This is a genomic window from Hominibacterium faecale, from assembly GCF_020734085.1.
Classification (GTDB): domain Bacteria; phylum Bacillota; class Clostridia; order Peptostreptococcales; family Anaerovoracaceae; genus Hominibacterium; species Hominibacterium faecale.
The window spans coordinates 505,241-524,787 of record NZ_JAJAGH010000001.1; the positions used below are offsets into that span (position 1 = coordinate 505,241).

A 19,547-nucleotide genomic window follows, 5' to 3' on the forward strand; every position below is an offset into this window, starting at 1 on the left:
AAAGGTTAAATAAGCCAAAATTTTTCGCTATTTTCAATTTGTTAAAATGATTGAGAATAAACGAAAATCTTTTGGCTTGTTTTTTCAATATGATATAATAACTATATTGAAAAAAATTATATTGTGCATAAAAGAACAAATGTGAGGTAGAGAATGAGGACAGGGCAATTTGCGGCTAGGTATAATTTAAGCACAAATGGAATTCGCTATTATGTGGAACAAGGGTTGTTGTCTCCTAAAATGAAGGGAAACCAGTATGATTTTGATCAGAAATGTATAGAAGCTATGGAGGAGATACAAAAACTAAAACAGATGCATTATTCACTTCCAGAAATCAGCCAGATCTTTCATATACGTAGTTTAATACAATATACCTTAAATGCTGATGCGATTACAAAATACAACAAACTATTTTATACCAAGCAGAAAGAACTGAACACTCAGATAAAAGAACTTGAGAAATGTGTACAGGACCTTGGAAAAGAAATTATCAAAATCCCAGATAAAGCAGCAGATATCAGTGTAGGCGTCCCCATCGAATGTCTGCCCCTGCTGGCGTGTCCACGCTGTAAAAGAACCTTGTCATTTGACAATACCATAATCCAGAACAATAAAATCTTGTCGGCCAATATCGGCTGTCCCGCCTGCGGCTATCAATTGAGAGTCATAGACGGCGTCATTCGTGGGGCCCAAAGCAGTTTTGCTAAGGTTGAGTGGAGCAATATATTGAATCTTATGACAGAGTATTCGACTGACTATCTGAACCTGGAGGCAAAATCCTACTATCAAGTAAAAGAAAATATCGAAAAGCACCTTAATGAAAAAACTCAGGGAAAACAAACGATTATTACATCGGGAGGCTTTTCCGGTGATTTGATCTGCTCCTATCCAACGTTGTTTGAAAGTGACACTACAATCATTATTGCGGACCAGCACCTCAGTGTTATTGATTATGTCAAAGACAAAATGGGTGTATTGAATAATCAGTACAACATCCTGTATATCTGCGACGAAAATTTTGAGCTGCCACTGAGAGAAAACAGCATTGACTTTTTCCTGGATGATTATTCTTCCAGTGAGTTTATTTTTTACGAGCCAATATATCCCTTTGAAAAAATTAGATCGCTGCTGAAACAGACAGCATACATAGGCGGTGCGTACACCTATTACCAGAAATCCGCCAAAACGCTTGCCAACATACAAAAGAATTACCCTAAGAGCGATTCTCGATTGTTTTGCCTGGAGATCTTCAAAAACCGTCTTCGCGGGATCGGATTGGAATTCTTGTATGATAAAAAGATGGGAAAAGCTCAGGAGCCAGGAAGTGGATATTCGTTTGACTACCATGCCAAAGGGGATGCCCTCTACTTTTATGCTTATTTTGGGAAAGTCGGTGTGGACTCGAATAAGGAAAGCATAATCACCGCATAAAGAGCCCATTAATAGAAACGGTCGTGCGAAACAAAACTGCCCAAGGATTGCTCCGGGGCAGTTTCTGTTTTTGACAGTTTTGCGGCACCTAGTTCTATACGGGTTAGAGTGCATGGTCAAAAATAGAGGGGGTGTTTGGACATCAAACGGCCAGCCGTACATTTGTATCCGCCTTCTGAACAGCTATGCCCAGCAGATTCTTTTCTTTTAAGACGGATGATACTTCCTCTTCTGAAAGCAAGAGGTGGATCAGAGTATATTCTGACCTTTGAAAATGGGCAGCATTTGTAAGCGATCCGGCACCAGAAGAAATTTTCAGATATACTGGAGCTGAAGATTTTCCGTAGATGGTGACAAAATTGAAGCCGGCCCGGTTCATGTTAAGGGCAAATGGGCTTTTACATTTAATTCCCCTAAGGGCCCCGGTATCAGAGGAGCGATAACAGATGGCTGTCTCGCTGTCTGCGTCTCTTGAAGGGAGGGGTGCCAGCATAATAGCGCTGTCTGTTCCAGGAGGGCCTGTTTCAATATTCAGCTCGTTATATAATGTATAGAGATAGAGCTGGCCATCAAATCGATACCGATACATCTCTTCTTTTCGTATATAGCGTGCGCTGATGATCTTTTTTGTCAAATTGACGATCAATTCTTTACCAGCGTATCCATCAAAAGATCGCATGGCCTGATTATTATTTTCCATAATCGTTTAAGCCTCCTTGTATTATACAAACATTCAAACTTTAGATGAATTCTTAAATGATGATAGCAGGCACAGAGGACTTCGTGTCAATATGAAAAAATAAAGAAAATTTGCGCATCGCACAGCTGATGGGTGCATGTTAGGAAAAAAAGCGAATTTTCTAAATTGACACATAGCGAACTGGATAGTCTATATTAATGGCATCGCCTGAAACGATGCAAAACACTTCAACAGAGGATCGTTATTAGGCCCGTAAGTTACAACTATTAAAAACCTGTATCACGTTAAATTAAAGAGGAGAAAAACAATGGAAAAATTTTTACAAAATTATTATGACGCGCATCCGAAATCATTGGCTATGTATGAGAAAGCAAAAGAAATATTGCCATTGGGCGTAACAAGTAACATTCGAGCAAATAAACCCTTCCCGTTTTTTGTTGAGAAAGCAGGCGGCTCCAAAGTCTGGGATATTGATGGAAATGAATACATAGACTGCCAGTGCTCTTTCGGACCGACTATGATCGGGCATAATCATCCAGTCTTATCAAAGGCCGTGATTGAGCAGATTGGAAAAGGTGTAGACTATGCCATCCCATATGAAAATGAAAGAGTCGTTGCAGAGCTTCTTAGAGAACGATATCCGTTCATGGATATGGTGAGATTCTCCTGCTCAGGAACAGAGGGAACTATGCATGCTTTACGCGTTGCCAGAGCTTATACAGCAAAAGATAAGATTATCAAGTTGGAAGGGGGATTCCACGGAGCGCATGATTCCGTGCTGTGGAGCATTCATCCAGACGTAGCGCAGGCAGGTCCGGCTGATGCACCGACAAGCGTATGTATGTCCGCAGGGGTTCCTTCCTGCCTGGCTGACACTGTGATCACCGTACCTTTCAATGATATCGAGGCCCTTGAAAGAGCGATCGCAGCAAACAAGGGTCAGATCGCAGCATTTATTTTAGAGCCGATCATGGCAAACTCGACCGTGATCCTACCAAAAGAAAACTATCTCGACAAAGTAAGAGCGATCACCACAAGAGAAAATATCGTTCTTATCTTTGACGAAGTCATCTGTGGTGCACGTGTTTCCTATCATGGGGCGGCTGGTAAAGTGGGCGTTACTCCGGACCTGGTGGTAGTTTCAAAAGCCATCGGCGGCGGATATCCGATTTCGGCCTTTGGCGGCAAGAGAGAGATCATGCAGCATATCGAAGTAGATACGGAACACTGCGGAACCTTTGGTGGAAACCCTCTCAGCATCTGTGCGGCTAAGACCGTTTTGGGTAAGATTCTGACAAAAGAAGCAACAGAAAGCCTGATTAAAAAAGCTGATAAGACCTTTGAAGAAATGAAGGGCATGCTGAAAAAGGCAGGTGTCACTTCCAGACTTAAGCATATCGGTGCTATGGGGTCCATTAACTTTGGCATCACGGAAGTAAACAATTACCGCGATATGGCAAAGCAGGATTCTGACATGTGGTTCAAGTTCTACATCTCCATGCTCAACAGGGGAGTTATTATGCAGGGAGGCGACGCTACAGAAACAATTTTCTTTTCCTTGCAGCATACAGATGAAGACTTCGAAAAAATCCTTACTGCATTCAAAGCAACTGTGGAAACTCTGTAAAACAATGCGGAACTAAAGAGTCAAATTTACAGAACAAAAGGCAACTGTATGAAAAAACCGAAATTTGCATGCAGTTTACAAAGAGCTGTTGTGAGCTGCATGCAGATAGAGCAGCAGGTCAACTGCTAAGGAGGACTGGTAATGAAAGCGGATATTATACTAAAGAGCGATGCTATATTTGACAGTATGTGCGATGACCCTTTCCCAGGGTTTGTGGCTATTGCTGGGAATAAAATTATTGGTGCCGGGGCATGTGACGAAGGAACAAAAACACTCATCGACAGCAATACGAAAATATATGATTTTAAGAATAAATTGATCATACCAGGGCTGCATGACAGTCACGTACATCTGGCACTGGCAAGTCTATATTTGTCAAGCGTAAATTTGGGGGCGGCTAAGTCGGAAGAAGAGTCCGCTAGAATGGTAGCTGAATTTGAGAAGCAGCATCCCACCGAAGGATGGATTTTCGGTTTTAACTGGTACAACTTTTATTGGAAGGATCAGGCGCTGCCAACGAGAAAATCCCTGGATGCCTATTTTCCTGACCGGCCGGTTTTCTTAATGAATACCGAGTGTCATGGAATCTGGGTAAATAGCAAGGCGCTGGAAATCTGCGGGATTGACCAAAATACCGAAACGCCCAAAGGCGGGACGATCCACAAGGATGAGAATGGCAATCCGACCGGAGTACTGGATGAGGATGCCGCGGGGCTTGTGGCAGCAAAGGCTATGGATATGCCGCTGGAGCTCCAGCTGAACTATCTGCGACCCTTCCTGGAAGAAATGTCCGCATACGGAGTGACTTCCCTTGTGGATGTGCAGCCGCTGTTTGGCGTAGAAATGAGTTTTTTAAAGGCTGTCAAATATCTGGAAGATAAAGATGAGCTCCCGCTGCGGATCCATATCGCCGGCAACCTGTTTGAAGATATTGCTGTGCATGAAATTCGCCGCTCTACCCTTAGTACAGATAAAGTCAGATTTGACCAGCTCAAACAGTTTACAGAAGGAATTTTTCCGACTCATACCTGTCTGCTTCTGGAAGATTATACGGATGAGCCTGGGAACAAAGGAACGGTCATCGGTGATCTGGAAAAACTGGAACAGTGCGTGATGACGGCACACCAGCATGGGTTTTCTGTAAAACTGCATGCGCAGGCAGATAAAGCGGTGCAGCTTGCACTGAATTACTATCAAAAAGCGATAAAAAAATATGGCCCTCTCCGTCATACGATTGAACATGCGGAGTTGGTAGATAAAGCGGATATTATGCGTTTTCGTCAGCTGGATGTCGTTCCCTCCATGCAGCCTGAACATTTGGGGCTTTCTCCTCATTGGGATAATCACGAATATCGGATTACCCTGGGCGATGAACGAGCTTGGCGGTGCTGGCCGGTCAAATCGTTGTTAAAGTCAACAGGTGTTGTTGCTTTGGGCACCGATTGTCCGGTTGTTTCAGGAAACCCGTACTACCAGATCAGCCGCTCGATCATCCGTACGTTGGACAACGGCGAACCGGAGGGAGGCTGGAATCCTCAGGAGAGGCTCACTGTAGCAGAAGCAATTCGTAGTTATACATATGGATCAGCCTACGGAGTCGGTAGAGAAAATGAGCTGGGAACGATTAAGGTTGGAAATTTTGCGGATATAACAGTTATTGATAGAGATCTTTTTAAGATTCCAGCAGAGAAAATCCGTGAGGCCCGGTCAGCAATGACCATCATGGATGGAACAGTCAGATATGTCTGTGAATGGAAGAATGAAAGGGGAAGGTAAATGAACAGTATCCAAAATACAACGGAGAAGAAACAGACTCTTAAAAGAATATTAAAACTTCGTCACCTGGTATTTTATGGAGTGGCTTATATACTACCCCTCACCATATTTACAACCTATGGTTTGGCAACGACAATGTCGCATGGAATGATTTCCTTATGCTTTGTTGTAACAACAACTGCTATGGCTTTTACGGCTTTCAGTTATTCAAAAATGGCACGATCTTTTCCGGTAGCGGGTTCAACATATACCTATGTAAGTAAGAGTATGAATCCATATGTGGGATTTATTTCCGGATGGACGATCCTCATGGGTTATATGCTGCTTCCAATGCTGACCTATTTAGTAATGTCTATCTACCTCAACCAGGCGGTTCCGGCGATCCCAATTCCTGTTTGGATTCTTATCCTTATTTTTATTACCGCAGTAGTCTGCTACCGGGGAATCGAAGTTGCCATAAATGTAAGCAGTATGATCGTTCTGATACAGGCTGTATTCATTGTAGCACTTTTTATATTTATGATCCGATGGCTGACAGGAGGCAATGGCGCTGGCACCTTCTTTGATCTGAACTGTTTCTTCAACTTTGAAGAGTTTAACAAGGCCGGCATGGGAGTTCCAATGCTGTTTTCAACAGCATCAATACTGGCGCTTTCATTTTTGGGATTTGATGCCATATCAACACTTTCGGAAGAAGCCATCCAGCCTGAAAAAAATGTGGGCAAAGCTATTATCATTACCTGCATTATCATGGGCCTATTCTTTGTTTTGATTACCTATTTCCTGACATTGTGCTGGCCTAATGCTTGGAACGAGCTGGTTGACCCTGATGCTGGCAGTTATGAATTTATGACAAAAGTAGCAGGATCGACCATGGCATATGTTTTTACCGGAACGTATACTGTAGGCTGCTTTGCTTCCGTAGTTAATTGCCAGACCTCAGCTGCCCGTATTCTGTACAGTATGGGTCGAGATGGCATCCTTCCGGGAAAAATATTTGCGCACATTCATCCAAAGCACAAGACCCCATCCTATAATGCCATTATTATAGCAGTGATAAGTCTGGTAGCGCTATTTATCTCACTGGTTACCGCAACCTCTTTGGTGAGTTTCGGAGCATTGCTTGGATTCACATTAGTTAATTTATCTGTGGTCGTTTTTTACTACGTTAAAAAGAAAGAACGAGGACTCAATGCGATCTTAAGCTATTTGATTGCGCCTCTGATTGGTGCCGGATTTACTTTTTTCGTATGGCTAGGGTTGGATTGGCACTCAAAGGTATTAGGATTTTGTTGGCTGGGCGCGGGATTGATCTACCTGACCATAAAGACCAGGTTTTTCAGAGAGCTTCCGCCAGAGATGTCATTGGATGAGTAAATATCGAACAATTGTATTATATTTTGTCACCGTCAAAATATAATACAGCATGAAAACGGCTTTATTTTAACGAGTCTCTAAGGCTATATGTATCATATTTTGACACAGGATCTTTGTATGTGTGTGAATATATTGGAAAATCAGTATCTTTGGATTGGCACGATACTTGCTCTATATATTAGCGTTTAAACAGTAGCCGTATTTCGATATCGAAAAGATCAGGTATTAGGATTTTGCTGGCTGGGCGCGGGATTGATCTGCCTGACCATAAAGACCAGGTTTTTCAAAGAGCTTCCGCCAGAGATGTCATTGGATGAGTAAAAAAGGGGGGTAGCCATGATAATTGTTACAAACAACATAATGGTATCAGCTGCATATGAAGAAGGATATAATTTAAAATTTTTTCAGGTGACGCATAGAGAACTTCTCTGCCTAGTCAGGGACTATGTACATAAAGGACATCGGTTGCTGACGCACCCTTTGTCTGGCAGCATAAAACCCACAGAAACACCCTTTAAATCAGTTGTGTTATCAGAGCAGCAGGATGGTCTGGATTATCGGTCATTAACATTGATTGAGGAGGCTATCAGTATGCATGATAAACTTTATCATAGCTGTAACGTTACAAATTATACACGAACTGTTTTAGAGGACTTTCGAAGAGTAGACCTGGCACTGCTTGACAGTGCAATAAAATGAGGAGGAATAATATGAAATTGGAATTAGGATATGTGCCTATCAATGATATCCGCTTTGATGACCAATCAAAGATTGTAGGAGATGTACTCTATGTCAATAAAGAAGAGTTGATCGACTATCTTAAAGAGGATGAGACCCTAGAATCTATTGATCTGGAAATTGCAAAGCCTGGAGACAGCATTCGAATCATGCCGGTAAAAGATGTGATCGAGGCACGAGTCAAGGTATCCGGAAGCGGGGACGTATTCCCAGGAGTGCTTTCCAAAGTCAATGTTGTGGGATCTGGACAGACCAATGTACTTACGGGAATGGCCGTTGTCACGACAGGAAAAATCGTGGGTTTTCAGGAAGGCATCATTGATATGTCTGGAACGGGAGCAGAATATACGCCATTTTCAAAGTTGAATAATCTGGTGGTAGTGTGTGAGCCTGTAAAAGGAACCAAGCAGCATGATCACGAAAAAGCCGTGCGGTTTGCCGGGCTGAAAGCAGCTAAATACCTGGGAGAATTGGCCAGAGATATAAAATGCCGAGAAGTGGAGACTTTTGAAACTTATGGTGTAAAAGAAGGATTGGAAAAATTTCCTCATCTGCCGAGGGTGGCATATGTGCTGATGCTTCAGAGTCAGGGTTTGATGCATGATACATATGTATACGGTGTGGACATGAAAAAATCATTGACAACGATCATCCACCCCACGGAACTGATGGATGGTGCAATCATAAGTGGAAACTGCGTTTCTGCATGTGACAAAAATACGACCTATCATCATTTGAACAATCCAGTTATCTTGGACCTGTTTAAAGAACACGGGAAAAAGCTGAATTTTGTCTGCGTAATTATTACAAATGAGAATGTGTATCTGGCAGACAAGGAACGGTCGTCAGACTGGACAGCAAAATTAGCAAGATTGTTGGATTTGGATGGGGTTATTATTTCCCAGGAAGGTTTCGGAAACCCAGATACCGATCTGATCATGAACTGTAAGAAAATAGAGGATCAAGGGATCAATACGGTTATCATCACAGATGAGTATGCGGGGCGTGACGGAGCTTCACAGTCTCTGGCGGATGCGGACGCCAAAGCAGATGCAGTTATTACAGGCGGAAATGCCAATGAAGTCATTGTGCTCGGACCAATGAAAAAAGTGATCGGTTATCAAGATACAGCAAATATCGTTGCAGGCGGATTTGATGGAAGTCTGAAGGAAGATGGGAGGATTACCGTAGAACTTCAAGCAATAACTGGAGCAACCAATGAACTTGGTTTTAACAAACTAAGCGCAAGATAGGAGCAGAGAATGGAAAAAATAAAAGTTGTTCATTATATCAATCAGTTCTTTGCCAATATAGGCGGCGAAGAAAAAGCAGACTACAGGCCGGAACTCCGGGACGGCGTCGTAGGTCCGGGAATGGCCTTTCATGCAGCCTTTGGCGGGGAAGCAGATATCATTGCCACTGTAATCTGTGGCGATACATATTTTAATGAAAATATGGAAGAAGCGAAAAAAATAGTATTACAAATGATTGCAAGTAAAAAACCGGATCTAGTGATCTGTGGCCCGGCATTTAACGCGGGAAGATACGGAGTAGCCTGCGGTACGGTTGCAGCCGCGGTGAAAAATGAACTTAATATTCCGGCTGTGACGGGTATGTACAAAGAGAACCCCGGGGCAGACATGTTCAAGAAAGATGTATATATCATTTCTACAAAGAACAGCGCCGCAGGGATGAGAGATGCTGTAAAAGTAATGGCACCTTTTGGGCTGAAGGTGGCGAAAGGTGAAAAAATTGGCTTTGCCGAACAAGAAGGCTATATACCAAACGGGATTCGGGTAAATTTTTTCGAAGAAAAGAGAGGCTCCCAACGGGCTGTGGAAATGCTGCTCAAAAAAATGGCAGGAGAAGAATTTACGACTGAATTTCCGATGCCTGATTTTGATAGAGTTACTCCCAATCCGGCAATCAAGGATATGGGCAAAGCAAAAGTCGCTCTGGTTACTTCCGGCGGCATTGTACCAAAAGGCAATCCGGATCATATTGAATCTTCCAGCGCTTCCAAGTTTGGAGAATATGATATCAGCAGTTTCTTGGATTTAACGGAAAAGACCTTTGAAACTGCCCATGGCGGATATGATCCTGTGTATGCCAATGAAGATGCGGACAGAGTACTGCCGGTAGACGTTCTTCGGGAATTTGAGAGAAAAGGCAAGATTGGAAGCTTACATGATAAGTTCTATACGACAGTTGGCAATGGGACTTCCGTAGCCAATGCTAAGAAGTATGCAGCGAAAATCGGTAAGCGGCTGCTTAGCGCAGGAGTGGACGCTGTCATCCTCACTTCCACCTGAGGGACCTGTACACGTTGCGGCGCAACGATGGTAAAAGAAATTGAAAGAGCAGGGCTTCCGGTTGTGCATATTTGCACAGTAGTACCGATCTCATTGACTGTGGGGGCCAACCGAATCGTTCCGGCTGTTGCCATACCCCATCCACTGGGAAATCCGGGTCTTTCGCTGGAAGAAGAAAAAAATATCAGAAGGCGTATTTTAGAAAAATCTTTAAAAGCGTTAACGACAGAGATTAAAGGACAGACTGTATTTGAATAACGCAGGAGTATTATTTGCGAACGGTGCAAAAATGCACCTGTTGCGATTGTGCATTAACAGACGCATTCATTTCTTGAAAAATAAATGCTGTTTTTGACAAAATTGAAAGTTCACATAAAATCTTTTCGTAGAATGCAAATATGTATTCTACGAAAAGATTATTGCTGTTCAGCCAGGTATAGTTGGGAATATGGGAGAATATACGGACGGTAAAATGTAGTACATCATGCATTTTGAATAAGAATCATTGAAAATCAGCTGATTGATAATATGAATGGCGAGAATTAAAAAAGTGGCATGGGACTTGCTTTTAATAATAGTGTCAAACAGTTCCATGCAGGGAATCATGCAAAATGAAGCAGACTCTCAATTTTGAGCAGCTGCGATCATAATTGCGCAGCGATGGATTTGACATCCTTATAGATTGGCTTGTTTTGGCGGATTTGAAAAGTGGCACTATATTTGCATTAATATAAATTGTAATCAGCAAATACAAAGATACGGCAGCTGGTATCGAAAAAAACAGGTGGAGGCAAAAGCCATGAATTACGTTGTATTGACCAACAATCCGCTGACAAAGCAGTTGGTGGAAGAAAAAACAAGCCACGAATTACAGTTTATCGACGGCAGCGTTCAAGCGGTCTTGTCAAAGTGCGAGGAACGCTTTTCAAAGGGCAATCACTTTTTAGCCGCAGACCCCATGGGAGGCAGACGGGCCAGACCCTTTCCCTATTTGACCATTATCCTGGAAAAAGGAAAAGACGCGGCTTTGGAGGATTGGGAACGGATCGCCGACTATTCGGTGCTCAACGGAAAACGAATCGACAAGTACATAAATAACAGCGAGCGGTTAAATGAGGATTTCCGGATCTTGGACTACTCGCTGACAAAGACAGCTTTAAAACTTTAAAAAAAGAAAGGACGAACCCAAATGAGCAAATTGTATGATGTAATCATAATCGGCAGCGGCCCTGCCGGTTTAGCGGCAGGTCTGTATGCAGGAAGAGCCAGATTATCCACATTGATCATTGAAAAGGATAAGGACGGCGGCCAGATCGTGCAGACAGCGGAGATCGAAAACTATCCCGGAGGACTGGAAGAAGAATCCGGACCTACCCTCATCGATCGGATGAGCCGGCAGGCGGACCACTTCGGAGCAGAAAAAGTCCTCGACACCATCGTGGATATGGAGCTGGAAGGCAAGGAAAAAATCCTTACAGGAAAGAAAGATACATACCGTGCAAAGACCGTAATCATCGCGGCTGGAGCATCCCCGGTACCCATCGGTTGTCCGGGCGAAAAGGAATTTACAGGAAAAGGCGTATCCTACTGCGCGACCTGCGATGCGGCTTTCTTCGAAGACTTTGAAGTATTCGTAGTGGGCGGAGGCGATTCGGCGGTGGAAGAAGCCCTTTACCTGACCAAGTTCGCAAGAAAGGTCACCATCATTCATAGAAGAGACGCCCTCAGAGCGGCAAAATCCATACAGGAAAAGGCCTTTGCCAACAAGAAGATCGAGTTCATGTGGGACAGCGTAGTGAAAGAACTCAAGGGCGACGGGCTGCTGGAATCCATGGTGGTGGAAAATGTAAAAACCAAAGAGCTGACGGAAGTGACCGCAGATGAAGAGGATGGAACCTTCGGCGTTTTCGTATTCATCGGCTTTAAGCCTGAAAGCGAAGTTTTCCAGGGCAAGGTAGAGATGGAAAAGGGATACATTGTTACCGACCCTGACATGAAGACAAGCGTAGACGGCGTATTCGCGGCCGGAGACATCCGGGTCAAGAGCCTGCGGCAGGTGGTAACAGCAGCGGCGGACGGAGCCATCGCAGCTGTACAGGCAGGCAAGTATATTGAAGAGAATGAATAATTCCAATTGATTGATCAACCAAAACCCCAAAGATAGAAAAGGAGAATGAAATGATTATTTGTGACAAAAAAACATTTGAACCGGAAGTTTTACAGGCAGAAGGCGTCGTATTAGTAGACTTTTTCGGAGACGGATGCGTGCCATGCCAGGCCCTCATGCCTCATATCGAAGGCTTTGCCGAAACCTACGGCGACAAGATCAAGTTCTGCAAGCTGAACACCACATCGGCGAGAAGACTGGCCATCAGCCAGAAGATCATGGGTCTTCCGGTCATCGCCATCTACAAAGACGGCGAAAAAGTAGAAGAGCTGGTGAAAGATGACGCCACACCGGAAGCAGTGGAAGAGATGATTAAGAAATACGTTTAATCAAGGGACAAACTTACATCGTTCAATTTTGATATATATAAATTTATGTATATATAGTGACTATGGCAGTGCCCTCAAAGCGCTGCTGCAAAAAAGCAAAGAAAGGAGGACAACATAATGGCATTGTTAAAAGACAAGAAAGTAGTCATCATCGGAGACCGTGACGGTATTCCGGGCCCTGCAATCGAAGAATGCGCCAAGAGCGCTGGAGCAGAAGTCGTATTCTCATCAACAGAATGCTTCGTTTGAACGGCCGCAGGTGCTATGGACCTGGAGAATCAGAAGAGAGTAAAAGAATTCTACGACCAATATGGTAAGGAGGATTTAGTTGTTCTGTTAGGGGCCGCTGAAGGAGAAGCAGCTGGCCTTGCAGCAGAAACCGTAACTCTCGGAGATCCGACCTATGCAGGTCCTTTAGCAGGAGTCTCGTTGGGACTCTCCGTATATCACATCTGTGAACCTGAAGTTAAGGCAGAAGTCGATGAAGCTGTCTATGATGAACAGATCAGCATGATGGAAATGGTGCTGGATGTCGATGATATCGTAAGCGAAATGACTGCGATCAGAGATCAGCTGTAGTATTTTTACCATTGAATACGGCTTCGCCGCAGGGTAAAAAATACTGAATCTTGCTGCGACACAGCTTGCAAGTTATAGTATTTTTACCATCTATCCGGCGTTGCCGCGGGGTGGGAAATACGAAGACATGCGGGAGCCGCCTTCTGTCAGAGGCGAAAGGCGGCTTCTCTATTATACAGGAGATATCATCAGCGATATTTCCCAAGCATTGACAAAGGCGGCTTCTCAGGGAAGCGGGCTTTGTTCGAAATAAATGATGGAGGAAAAATTAAATGGGCGGATACGCAGTACTAAAGGGCAGCAGTTACACACTGGCAATCACACCTGACATGGTTTTATATAACGGTACGACACAGACAACCGAGAAAGCGGTAAATCCCGAATCGGAGTATTTGAAGGAACTTCCAAACCACCTGAGAAGCTATGAAGCTGCGGCAGGCTACCTGCCAAACCAGGTGTACATAGGAAACAAGACGCCGGAAGATTTGTCGGCGGAACCATTCCCATGGTACGACAAAAAAGTAGAAGGCAAAAGAGAAGGTAAATATGGAGAGATCATGCCCCAGGATGAATTCATCGGACTGATTCAGATCTGCGACGTATTTGACCTGGTAAAATTGGAAACATCTTTTGCAGCAGAGGTTGGAAAAAAACTAGCGGCCCATACGCTTATCGGAGCCGAGCGGGCAGCGATTTTAGATAAAAACAAAGAAACAGAAGAAGAAATAGCAAAGCTTGTTGAAGAAGAACACGCAGAACCGCTGTATCATGGCGGAAAGCTGGTTGGAGCAGTTAAGCGGGCCCACGACATCGATGTCAATCTATCGGCCCATGTCATGCTGGAAAACCTGGTGACAAAAGCATCCAGCGTACTGTCGCTGCTTCACCTTATAAAAGCATCCGGCGTCGATCCGTCGGAAATCGAATATGTGATCGACTGCTGTGAGGAAGCCTGCGGCGATATGAACCAGAGAGGCGGCGGAAACTTCGCAAAGGCTGCGGCGGAAGTAGCGGGCCTTGTCAACGCCACCGGATCCGATGCCAGAGGCTTTTGCGCCGGACCTGCCCACGCTCTGCTCAATGCGGCGTCGCTGGTTAAGGCGGGAACCTTCAAGGCCGTCGCTGTCACAGCCGGCGGATGTACCGCCAAGCTGGGCATGAACGGCAAAGATCATGTTAAAAAAGACATGCCTATTCTGGAGGATGCCATCGCGGGATTTTCCGTACTCATCACAGCCGACGACGGAGTCAGCCCTCAGATCCGTACCGACATCGTGGGCAAACACACCGTAGGCACAGGCTCATCGCCTCAGGCTGTCATCGGTTCTCTGGTGACCGAGCCTCTGGATCGGGCGGGCCTGAAAATAACCGACGTAGACAAATTCTCCCCTGAAATGCAAAACCCGGATATCACCAAGCCGGCAGGAGCAGGAGACGTTCCAGAAGCAAACTATAAGATGATCGCGGCGCTGGGCGTAAAGCGGGGAGATATCGAGCGGGCCGGTATCGCCGATTTCGTTAAAGAACACGGACTTACAGGATGGGCGCCTACTCAGGGCCATATTCCTTCCGGCGTGCCTTACCTTGGATTTGCCAGAGAAGACATGATAGCGGGCAAGATTAAAAGGGCCATGATCATCGGTAAAGGAAGCCTCTTCCTCGGAAGAATGACCAATCTCTTCGACGGCATCAGTTTTGTTATCGAAGCCAACGACGGAAAAGGCGCAGAAGAGACAGCCGGTATCGATGAAGGAAGAATCAAGGAACTGATCGGAGAAGCAATGCGTGAATTTGCCGGAAATCTCCTCAGCAAATAAGCGGAAAGGAGAAGACGATGTCAGAACAGAACATAAAACAAATGATCGCAAAGTCCTTTATGGATATAGCAGACGGCCTCCAATCAGGGGACTTCAGCAAAAAATTCACCATCGGAATCGCCGCCGACGGCAGCGAGCATGGAGACGACAATCTTCTGCAGGCGGTAAAGCTGGCGGAAGCAAAGGGCCTGAAGGCTGTGCTGATCCAGGGTGAAGATGCCCATGACAAAATGGAGGAACTGCTGGAAACGGGAGAGATCGACGGTGCGGTAACCATGCACTATCCGTTCCCCATCGGCGTATCAACGGTGGGCAAGGTGGTGACTCCGGCAATGGGAAAAACCATGTACCTTGCCACGACCACAGGTACGGCGGACACGGATCGGGTATGCGCCATGATTAAAAATGCCGTGTACGGGATTATTGCGGCCAAGGCCGACGGCGTTGAGAATCCGGCGGTGGGAATCGCTAACATCGATGGCGCACGCCAGTGCGAAAAGGCGCTGCTCAAGCTTTCAGAAGGCGGATACCCCATAACCTTTGCCCAGTCAAGCAGAGCGGACGGCGGCATCGTGATGCGGGGAAACGACCTTCTTCAGGGAACGGCGGATGTCATGGTCATGGACTCCCTCACCGGAAACCTGATGGTAAAAATCTTTTCTTCTTATACCACCGGCGGCGGATACGAATCCCTGGGATGGGGCTACGGACCGGGAGTCGGCGAAGGATTCGACAAGACCATTATGATTATTTCCAGGGCATCGGGAGCGCCGCTGATCGCAGGAGCAGTGGAATACGCGGCAAACCTTCTGAAAAACGGCATGAACAAGATCGCCGAGGAAGAATTCAAGAAAGCCAAGAAGGCCGGACTGGACCACATTTTAAAGGAATTTTCACAGCCCAAGGCCGCGGCTGCAGAGGAAGATCTAGTGGAAGCGCCGCCTAAGGAGATCGTCACCGCTCAGATACCAGGAATCGAAGTCATGGATCTGGAGGATGCGGTCATGGCCCTTTGGCGGGAGAACATCTACGCGGAAAGCGGAATGGGCTGCACAGGACCGATCATCCGCATCAGCGAAGCCAATAAAGACAGAGCAGAAGAAATACTGACAGAAAAACAATACATTTAATAGATAGAAAAGAGTCGGGCAGGTACGGCATGCGCCTCCTTATAATGCGAACTTTCTTGGTACCAGCCCTTATTCTTCAAAACATTACCACAAACATCCATATTCAGACAAGATATGGGGGTAGATGGGTGCTGGTGTGCCTTCCGGTCTTCAAAACCGGTTTGAGGGGTTAGGAGCCTCTCAGGTGGGTTCGATTCCCACATACTCCCGCCATAAACTTGCAGACAGGAGGATAAAGATGGAACATAAGCAAAAGCTTTTATCAAAGCTTCCCAAAGTAGATCAGACGCTGCAAGATCAGCGCCTATTTGCGTTTTTTGAGGATACATCGAGAGACTTGATCGTGGAGTCGGTAAGAGAGGTGATCGCAGAAGAACGAGCAAAGATTTTAAATGGCAGCGGATCAGCTCCGGCCTTTGATGAAGAAGCATTTTTCCAGGCCATCACTGAACGGATCAGCCAGAAGAAGCGCCCCAGCCTGATAAACGTAGTCAACGCAACAGGCGTGGTTCTTCATACCAATTTGGGAAGGGCGGGATTATCCCCTTCTGCGTGCGCCAACGTGATGAAGATCGCAAAGGGTTATTCGACCTTAGAATATAATGTGAAAAAGGGAGCAAGGGGCTCCCGCCATTCCCATGTGGAAAGCCTCATCTGCAAAATAACAGGAGCTGAGGCTGCGATGGTGGTCAACAATAATGCAGCAGCGACGATGCTGTGCCTTTCAGCCATGGCTGAAGACAAAGAAGTCATCGTGTCCAGAGGCGAGCTTGTGGAAATCGGCGGCTCGTTTCGCATTCCCGATATCATGGCAAGAAGCGGAGCAAAGCTGGTAGAAGTGGGAACGACAAACAAGACTAAGATTGCCGATTACAAACATGCCATAACGGAAGAGACCGCAGCCATCATGAAGGTTCATACCAGCAATTACCGCATCGTCGGCTTTACAGCGGAAGCCGATCTTGCGGAGCTGACGGCTCTGGGAAAGGAAAGCGGCCTTCCGGTCATCTACGATATGGGCAGCGGCCTTTTGGTAGACCTGAGCAGCTACGGCATTAAAGAACCCACAGTGGGAGAAAGCCTCAAGACCGGTATCGACGTGATCCTCTTCAGCGGCGACAAGCTGATGGGAGGCCCCCAGGCCGGGATCATCGCAGGAAAGAAAAGCCTCATCAACCAGATGAAAAACCACCCCCTGGCAAGGGTAGTCCGAATCGATAAGATGACATTGGCCGCTCTCGAATCTACTTGCAGGACTTACCTTGACCAGGAAAAAGCCCTCAAGGAAATACCCGCGCTGCGAATGCTGAGCGAGGATATCCAGTCCATGAGAAGCCGGGGCGAGCAGCTGAAAGCCCTTTTGGACGATTCCATGTTCTTCAAATGCCGGGTGGTGGAAGCGGCGGAACAGGTGGGAGGCGGCAGTGCTCCCACCACCGAACTGAAAGGGATCGCGGTGAAACTAGAGACCGAGATACCGGCGGAGAAAATAGAACGGCTCCTGAGAAAAAACAACATCCCTATTATCGCCAGGATCATCCGCGACGCAGTTTACTTTGACATGCGCACAGTGGCCGATGAGGAGCTGCCGATCATCGCAGAGGCGATGGCGGCAATCGAAACTGCCATTAGGAGGTCGAGATCATGAAGAATGTGATAATCGGAACAGCTGGCCATATCGACCACGGCAAAACCTGCCTTATCAAAGCCTTGACCCAGATTGACACCGACCGGCTGAAGGAAGAAAAGCAGCGGGGCATCACCATTGAGCTGGGGTTTGCCGATCTGCCCAACGACATGGATCTGGATATTGGTATCATCGACGTGCCGGGCCACGAAAAGTTTGTAAAGCATATGCTTGCCGGGATCGGCGGCATCGACATCGTGCTCCTGATCGTAGCCGCGGATGAAGGCTTTATGCCCCAGACAAAAGAACACTTTGAGATTCTCAAAATGCTCAAGATCAAAAAAGGCATCGTGGTAATGACCAAGGCGGATCTGGCGGATGAAGAGTGGCGAGAAGTGGTAAAAGAAGATATCAAGGACAATGTGGCAGGCACGTTCCTGGAAGGCGCGCCGATTATGGAGGTTTCTTCCTATACAGGCCAGGGCATCGAAGAACTGAAAAAACAGATCCTGGAAATGGCGGCCCAGTGCGGGAGCAGGCGGGAAGACCGAAGGCTGCTCCGGCTGCCCATCGACCGGGTGTTCACCATCGACGGCTTCGGCACGGTCATTACCGGAACCCTGATGGAAGGCTCGGTGGGAACCGGCGATGAGGTGATGCTCTATCCGTCCCAGAAAAAGGCAAAAGTAAGGAATATTCAGGTACACGGAAATACAGTGACGGAAGCCAGAGCCGGCCAGCGTACTGCCATCAACCTGGCAGGAATCAAAAAAGAGGAGCTCAACCGGGGCGATGTGGCCGCTTACCCGGGGCTTCTTGAGAACACACGAATGATCGACGTGCGGATCGATATGTTCGACCGAACAAAACGCATCCTCAAATCAGGCAGCAGACTCCACTTCTATTATGGATCGGCGGAAGCCCTGTGCAAGGCCGTTCTTTTGGATCAGGAGGCGATAGGTGAGGGAGAGTCCTGTTACGCCCAGCTGAGATTTGAAGAAGAGATCGCCGTCAAGCGGGGCGACCGGTTCATCCTCCGGTTTTATTCACCACTGGAAACCATCGGCGGCGGTAAAATCCTGGACGCTGCCGCCAAAAAGAAAAAACGCTTTAGCGAGGAAGCAATTGCCAGCCTTAAGATTCAAGATGAGGGAAAGGACCAGGATGTCTTGGCCCAGATTTTCCTGGAAGAAAGCTTCCGGTTGGGAGATCTGGCGGAAGTGATCCGAAAGTTGGGAAAGACAAAGGAGGAGGCGGAAGAACTGGTTGATGCTCTGCTTGAAGAAAAGACCATCAAGAAAATCAGTGAAAACCTTCTTTTACATAAAACGTATTTAAGCGATGTTCAATCCAAAGCAAAGGCACTTTTGGAAAACTATCACAGGGAAAATCCCGTAAGCAGCGGCATGCCCAAAGAGGAGTTCCGCGGAAAGCTGGGCAGACTCCTGCGCACAGAGGACCAGAAAAAACTGGAGCTTCTGATCAACGATCTTTTGCAGGGACAAGCCGTGAAAGAAGAAGCCGGAACCATGTCCCTCAGGGATTTTCAGGTGACATACACAGAGGAGCAAAAGAAGATGGCGGATCGTTTTGGAGCGATCTATGAAAAAGCGGGTCTGGAACCGCCGCTGACCCAGGAGGTGGCCGCAGGGGAAAAGGACCCCAGGCTGGCGGGCCAAATCCTGGGCTCCATGCACAACCGCGGAGTACTGGGCAGGCTGAACTATCAATACTATATGGACGCAGCCGCTTTAAAATCGGCAATAGACGTTTTGATCAATACCATCGACCGCCAGGGAAAGATCACCCTGGCCCAATACAGGGATCTGATCGGAACATCGAGAAAGTACGCTGTCATGATTCTGGAATACGCCGATGAAAACAAGATCACCAAAATGACCGGCGATTGCAGAGTGCTTTACAGACAGGAGGACTGA

Annotated in this window: 16 protein-coding genes and 1 tRNA gene; 16 read left to right on the forward strand and 1 reads right to left on the reverse strand. The window is 46.4% G+C overall.

Going from position 1 to position 19,547, the window contains the following annotated elements; genetic code table 11:
• Nucleotides 1–153: 153 nt before the first annotated feature.
• Nucleotides 154–1,431, forward strand: coding sequence for a MerR family transcriptional regulator (locus LG211_RS02350; RefSeq protein WP_253021223.1), 1,278 nt, complete (start codon nucleotides 154–156; stop codon nucleotides 1,429–1,431).
• A gap of 142 nt (nucleotides 1,432–1,573) precedes the next feature.
• Here LG211_RS02350 and LG211_RS02355 read toward each other — a convergent pair whose 3' ends face one another.
• Nucleotides 1,574–2,131, reverse strand: coding sequence for an aldehyde ferredoxin oxidoreductase N-terminal domain-containing protein (locus LG211_RS02355; RefSeq protein ID WP_227754670.1), 558 nt, complete (start codon nucleotides 2,129–2,131; stop codon nucleotides 1,574–1,576).
• 307 nt (nucleotides 2,132–2,438) lie between these two features.
• On the opposite strand from LG211_RS02355, the gene LG211_RS02360 reads away from it, so the two are divergent.
• The 15 genes from LG211_RS02360 to selB all read left to right on the forward strand — a co-directional run bounded on the left by LG211_RS02360 (nucleotide 2,439) and on the right by selB (nucleotide 19,547).
• Entirely contained in the window at nucleotides 2,439–3,758 is a 1,320-nt protein-coding gene (locus LG211_RS02360) for an aspartate aminotransferase family protein (RefSeq protein ID WP_227754669.1), read from the forward strand.
• A gap of 141 nt (nucleotides 3,759–3,899) precedes the next feature.
• The gene (locus LG211_RS02365) at nucleotides 3,900–5,534 is read left to right on the forward strand and encodes an amidohydrolase (protein ID WP_227754668.1); all 1,635 of its coding nucleotides are present in this window, start codon (nucleotides 3,900–3,902) and stop codon (nucleotides 5,532–5,534) included.
• Nucleotides 5,535–6,911, forward strand: a complete 1,377-nt coding sequence (locus LG211_RS02370) for an APC family permease (RefSeq protein ID WP_253021225.1) — start codon at nucleotides 5,535–5,537, stop codon at nucleotides 6,909–6,911. It abuts the gene before it with no gap.
• Between the two features lie 336 nt (nucleotides 6,912–7,247).
• Nucleotides 7,248–7,610 (forward strand): GrdX family protein, encoded by a 363-nt coding sequence (locus LG211_RS02375; RefSeq protein ID WP_148397722.1) that lies wholly within the window; start codon nucleotides 7,248–7,250, stop codon nucleotides 7,608–7,610.
• A gap of 11 nt (nucleotides 7,611–7,621) precedes the next feature.
• Nucleotides 7,622–8,902: a glycine/sarcosine/betaine reductase component B subunit gene (locus LG211_RS02380; protein WP_148397723.1), complete on the forward strand. Its 1,281-nt coding sequence runs from the start codon at nucleotides 7,622–7,624 to the stop codon at nucleotides 8,900–8,902.
• Between the two features lie 9 nt (nucleotides 8,903–8,911).
• The gene (gene grdB, locus LG211_RS02385; protein ID WP_269476944.1) at nucleotides 8,912–10,219 is read left to right on the forward strand and encodes a glycine reductase complex selenoprotein B; all 1,308 of its coding nucleotides are present in this window, start codon (nucleotides 8,912–8,914) and stop codon (nucleotides 10,217–10,219) included.
• Nucleotides 10,220–10,760: 541 nt separating this feature from the next.
• Complete coding sequence (locus LG211_RS02390; RefSeq protein WP_148397725.1) at nucleotides 10,761–11,129, forward strand: GrdX family protein; 369 nt, start codon at nucleotides 10,761–10,763, stop codon at nucleotides 11,127–11,129.
• Nucleotides 11,130–11,150: 21 nt separating this feature from the next.
• Nucleotides 11,151–12,089, forward strand: a complete 939-nt coding sequence (gene trxB, locus LG211_RS02395) for a thioredoxin-disulfide reductase (RefSeq protein WP_148397726.1) — start codon at nucleotides 11,151–11,153, stop codon at nucleotides 12,087–12,089.
• Between the two features lie 50 nt (nucleotides 12,090–12,139).
• Entirely contained in the window at nucleotides 12,140–12,457 is a 318-nt protein-coding gene (trxA, locus tag LG211_RS02400) for a thioredoxin TrxA (protein WP_148397727.1), read from the forward strand.
• A 117-nt stretch (nucleotides 12,458–12,574) separates the two neighbouring features.
• The gene (grdA, locus tag LG211_RS02405; RefSeq protein WP_148397728.1) at nucleotides 12,575–13,036 is read left to right on the forward strand and encodes a glycine/sarcosine/betaine reductase complex selenoprotein A; all 462 of its coding nucleotides are present in this window, start codon (nucleotides 12,575–12,577) and stop codon (nucleotides 13,034–13,036) included.
• A 272-nt stretch (nucleotides 13,037–13,308) separates the two neighbouring features.
• Nucleotides 13,309–14,853 carry a glycine/sarcosine/betaine reductase complex component C subunit beta gene (gene grdC / locus LG211_RS02410; protein WP_227754664.1) on the forward strand — a complete coding sequence of 515 codons (1,545 nt, stop codon included), beginning with the start codon at nucleotides 13,309–13,311 and terminating at the stop codon, nucleotides 14,851–14,853.
• A gap of 17 nt (nucleotides 14,854–14,870) precedes the next feature.
• Entirely contained in the window at nucleotides 14,871–15,983 is a 1,113-nt protein-coding gene (gene grdD / locus LG211_RS02415) for a glycine/sarcosine/betaine reductase complex component C subunit alpha (protein WP_227754663.1), read from the forward strand.
• A 116-nt stretch (nucleotides 15,984–16,099) separates the two neighbouring features.
• Nucleotides 16,100–16,196, forward strand: a tRNA-Sec gene (locus tag LG211_RS02420).
• A gap of 25 nt (nucleotides 16,197–16,221) precedes the next feature.
• On the forward strand, nucleotides 16,222–17,631 hold the full coding sequence (gene selA / locus LG211_RS02425) for an L-seryl-tRNA(Sec) selenium transferase (RefSeq protein ID WP_227754662.1): 1,410 nt from the start codon (nucleotides 16,222–16,224) through the stop codon (nucleotides 17,629–17,631).
• Nucleotides 17,628–19,547, forward strand: coding sequence for a selenocysteine-specific translation elongation factor (gene selB / locus LG211_RS02430; RefSeq protein ID WP_148397732.1), 1,920 nt, complete (start codon nucleotides 17,628–17,630; stop codon nucleotides 19,545–19,547). The genes selA and selB overlap by 4 nt, the downstream gene beginning before the upstream one ends.

Bases quoted from the DNA above. Each gene is read 5' to 3' on its own strand.
- grdD (WP_227754663.1), top strand. From the start codon at position 14,871: ATGTCAGAACAGAACATAAAACAAATGATCGCAAAGTCCTTTATGGAT.
- LG211_RS02370 (WP_253021225.1), top strand. From the start codon at position 5,535: ATGAACAGTATCCAAAATACAACGGAGAAGAAACAGACTCTTAAAAGA.
- trxB (WP_148397726.1), top strand. From the start codon at position 11,151: ATGAGCAAATTGTATGATGTAATCATAATCGGCAGCGGCCCTGCCGGT.
- grdC (WP_227754664.1), top strand. From the start codon at position 13,309: ATGGGCGGATACGCAGTACTAAAGGGCAGCAGTTACACACTGGCAATC.
- LG211_RS02380 (WP_148397723.1), top strand. From the start codon at position 7,622: ATGAAATTGGAATTAGGATATGTGCCTATCAATGATATCCGCTTTGAT.
- trxA (WP_148397727.1), top strand. From the start codon at position 12,140: ATGATTATTTGTGACAAAAAAACATTTGAACCGGAAGTTTTACAGGCA.
- selA (WP_227754662.1), top strand. From the start codon at position 16,222: ATGGAACATAAGCAAAAGCTTTTATCAAAGCTTCCCAAAGTAGATCAG.
- LG211_RS02360 (WP_227754669.1), top strand. From the start codon at position 2,439: ATGGAAAAATTTTTACAAAATTATTATGACGCGCATCCGAAATCATTG.
- LG211_RS02375 (WP_148397722.1), top strand. From the start codon at position 7,248: ATGATAATTGTTACAAACAACATAATGGTATCAGCTGCATATGAAGAA.
- LG211_RS02390 (WP_148397725.1), top strand. From the start codon at position 10,761: ATGAATTACGTTGTATTGACCAACAATCCGCTGACAAAGCAGTTGGTG.
- LG211_RS02365 (WP_227754668.1), top strand. From the start codon at position 3,900: ATGAAAGCGGATATTATACTAAAGAGCGATGCTATATTTGACAGTATG.
- selB (WP_148397732.1), top strand. From the start codon at position 17,628: ATGAAGAATGTGATAATCGGAACAGCTGGCCATATCGACCACGGCAAA.
- LG211_RS02350 (WP_253021223.1), top strand. From the start codon at position 154: ATGAGGACAGGGCAATTTGCGGCTAGGTATAATTTAAGCACAAATGGA.
- LG211_RS02355 (WP_227754670.1), bottom strand. From the start codon at position 2,131: ATGGAAAATAATAATCAGGCCATGCGATCTTTTGATGGATACGCTGGT.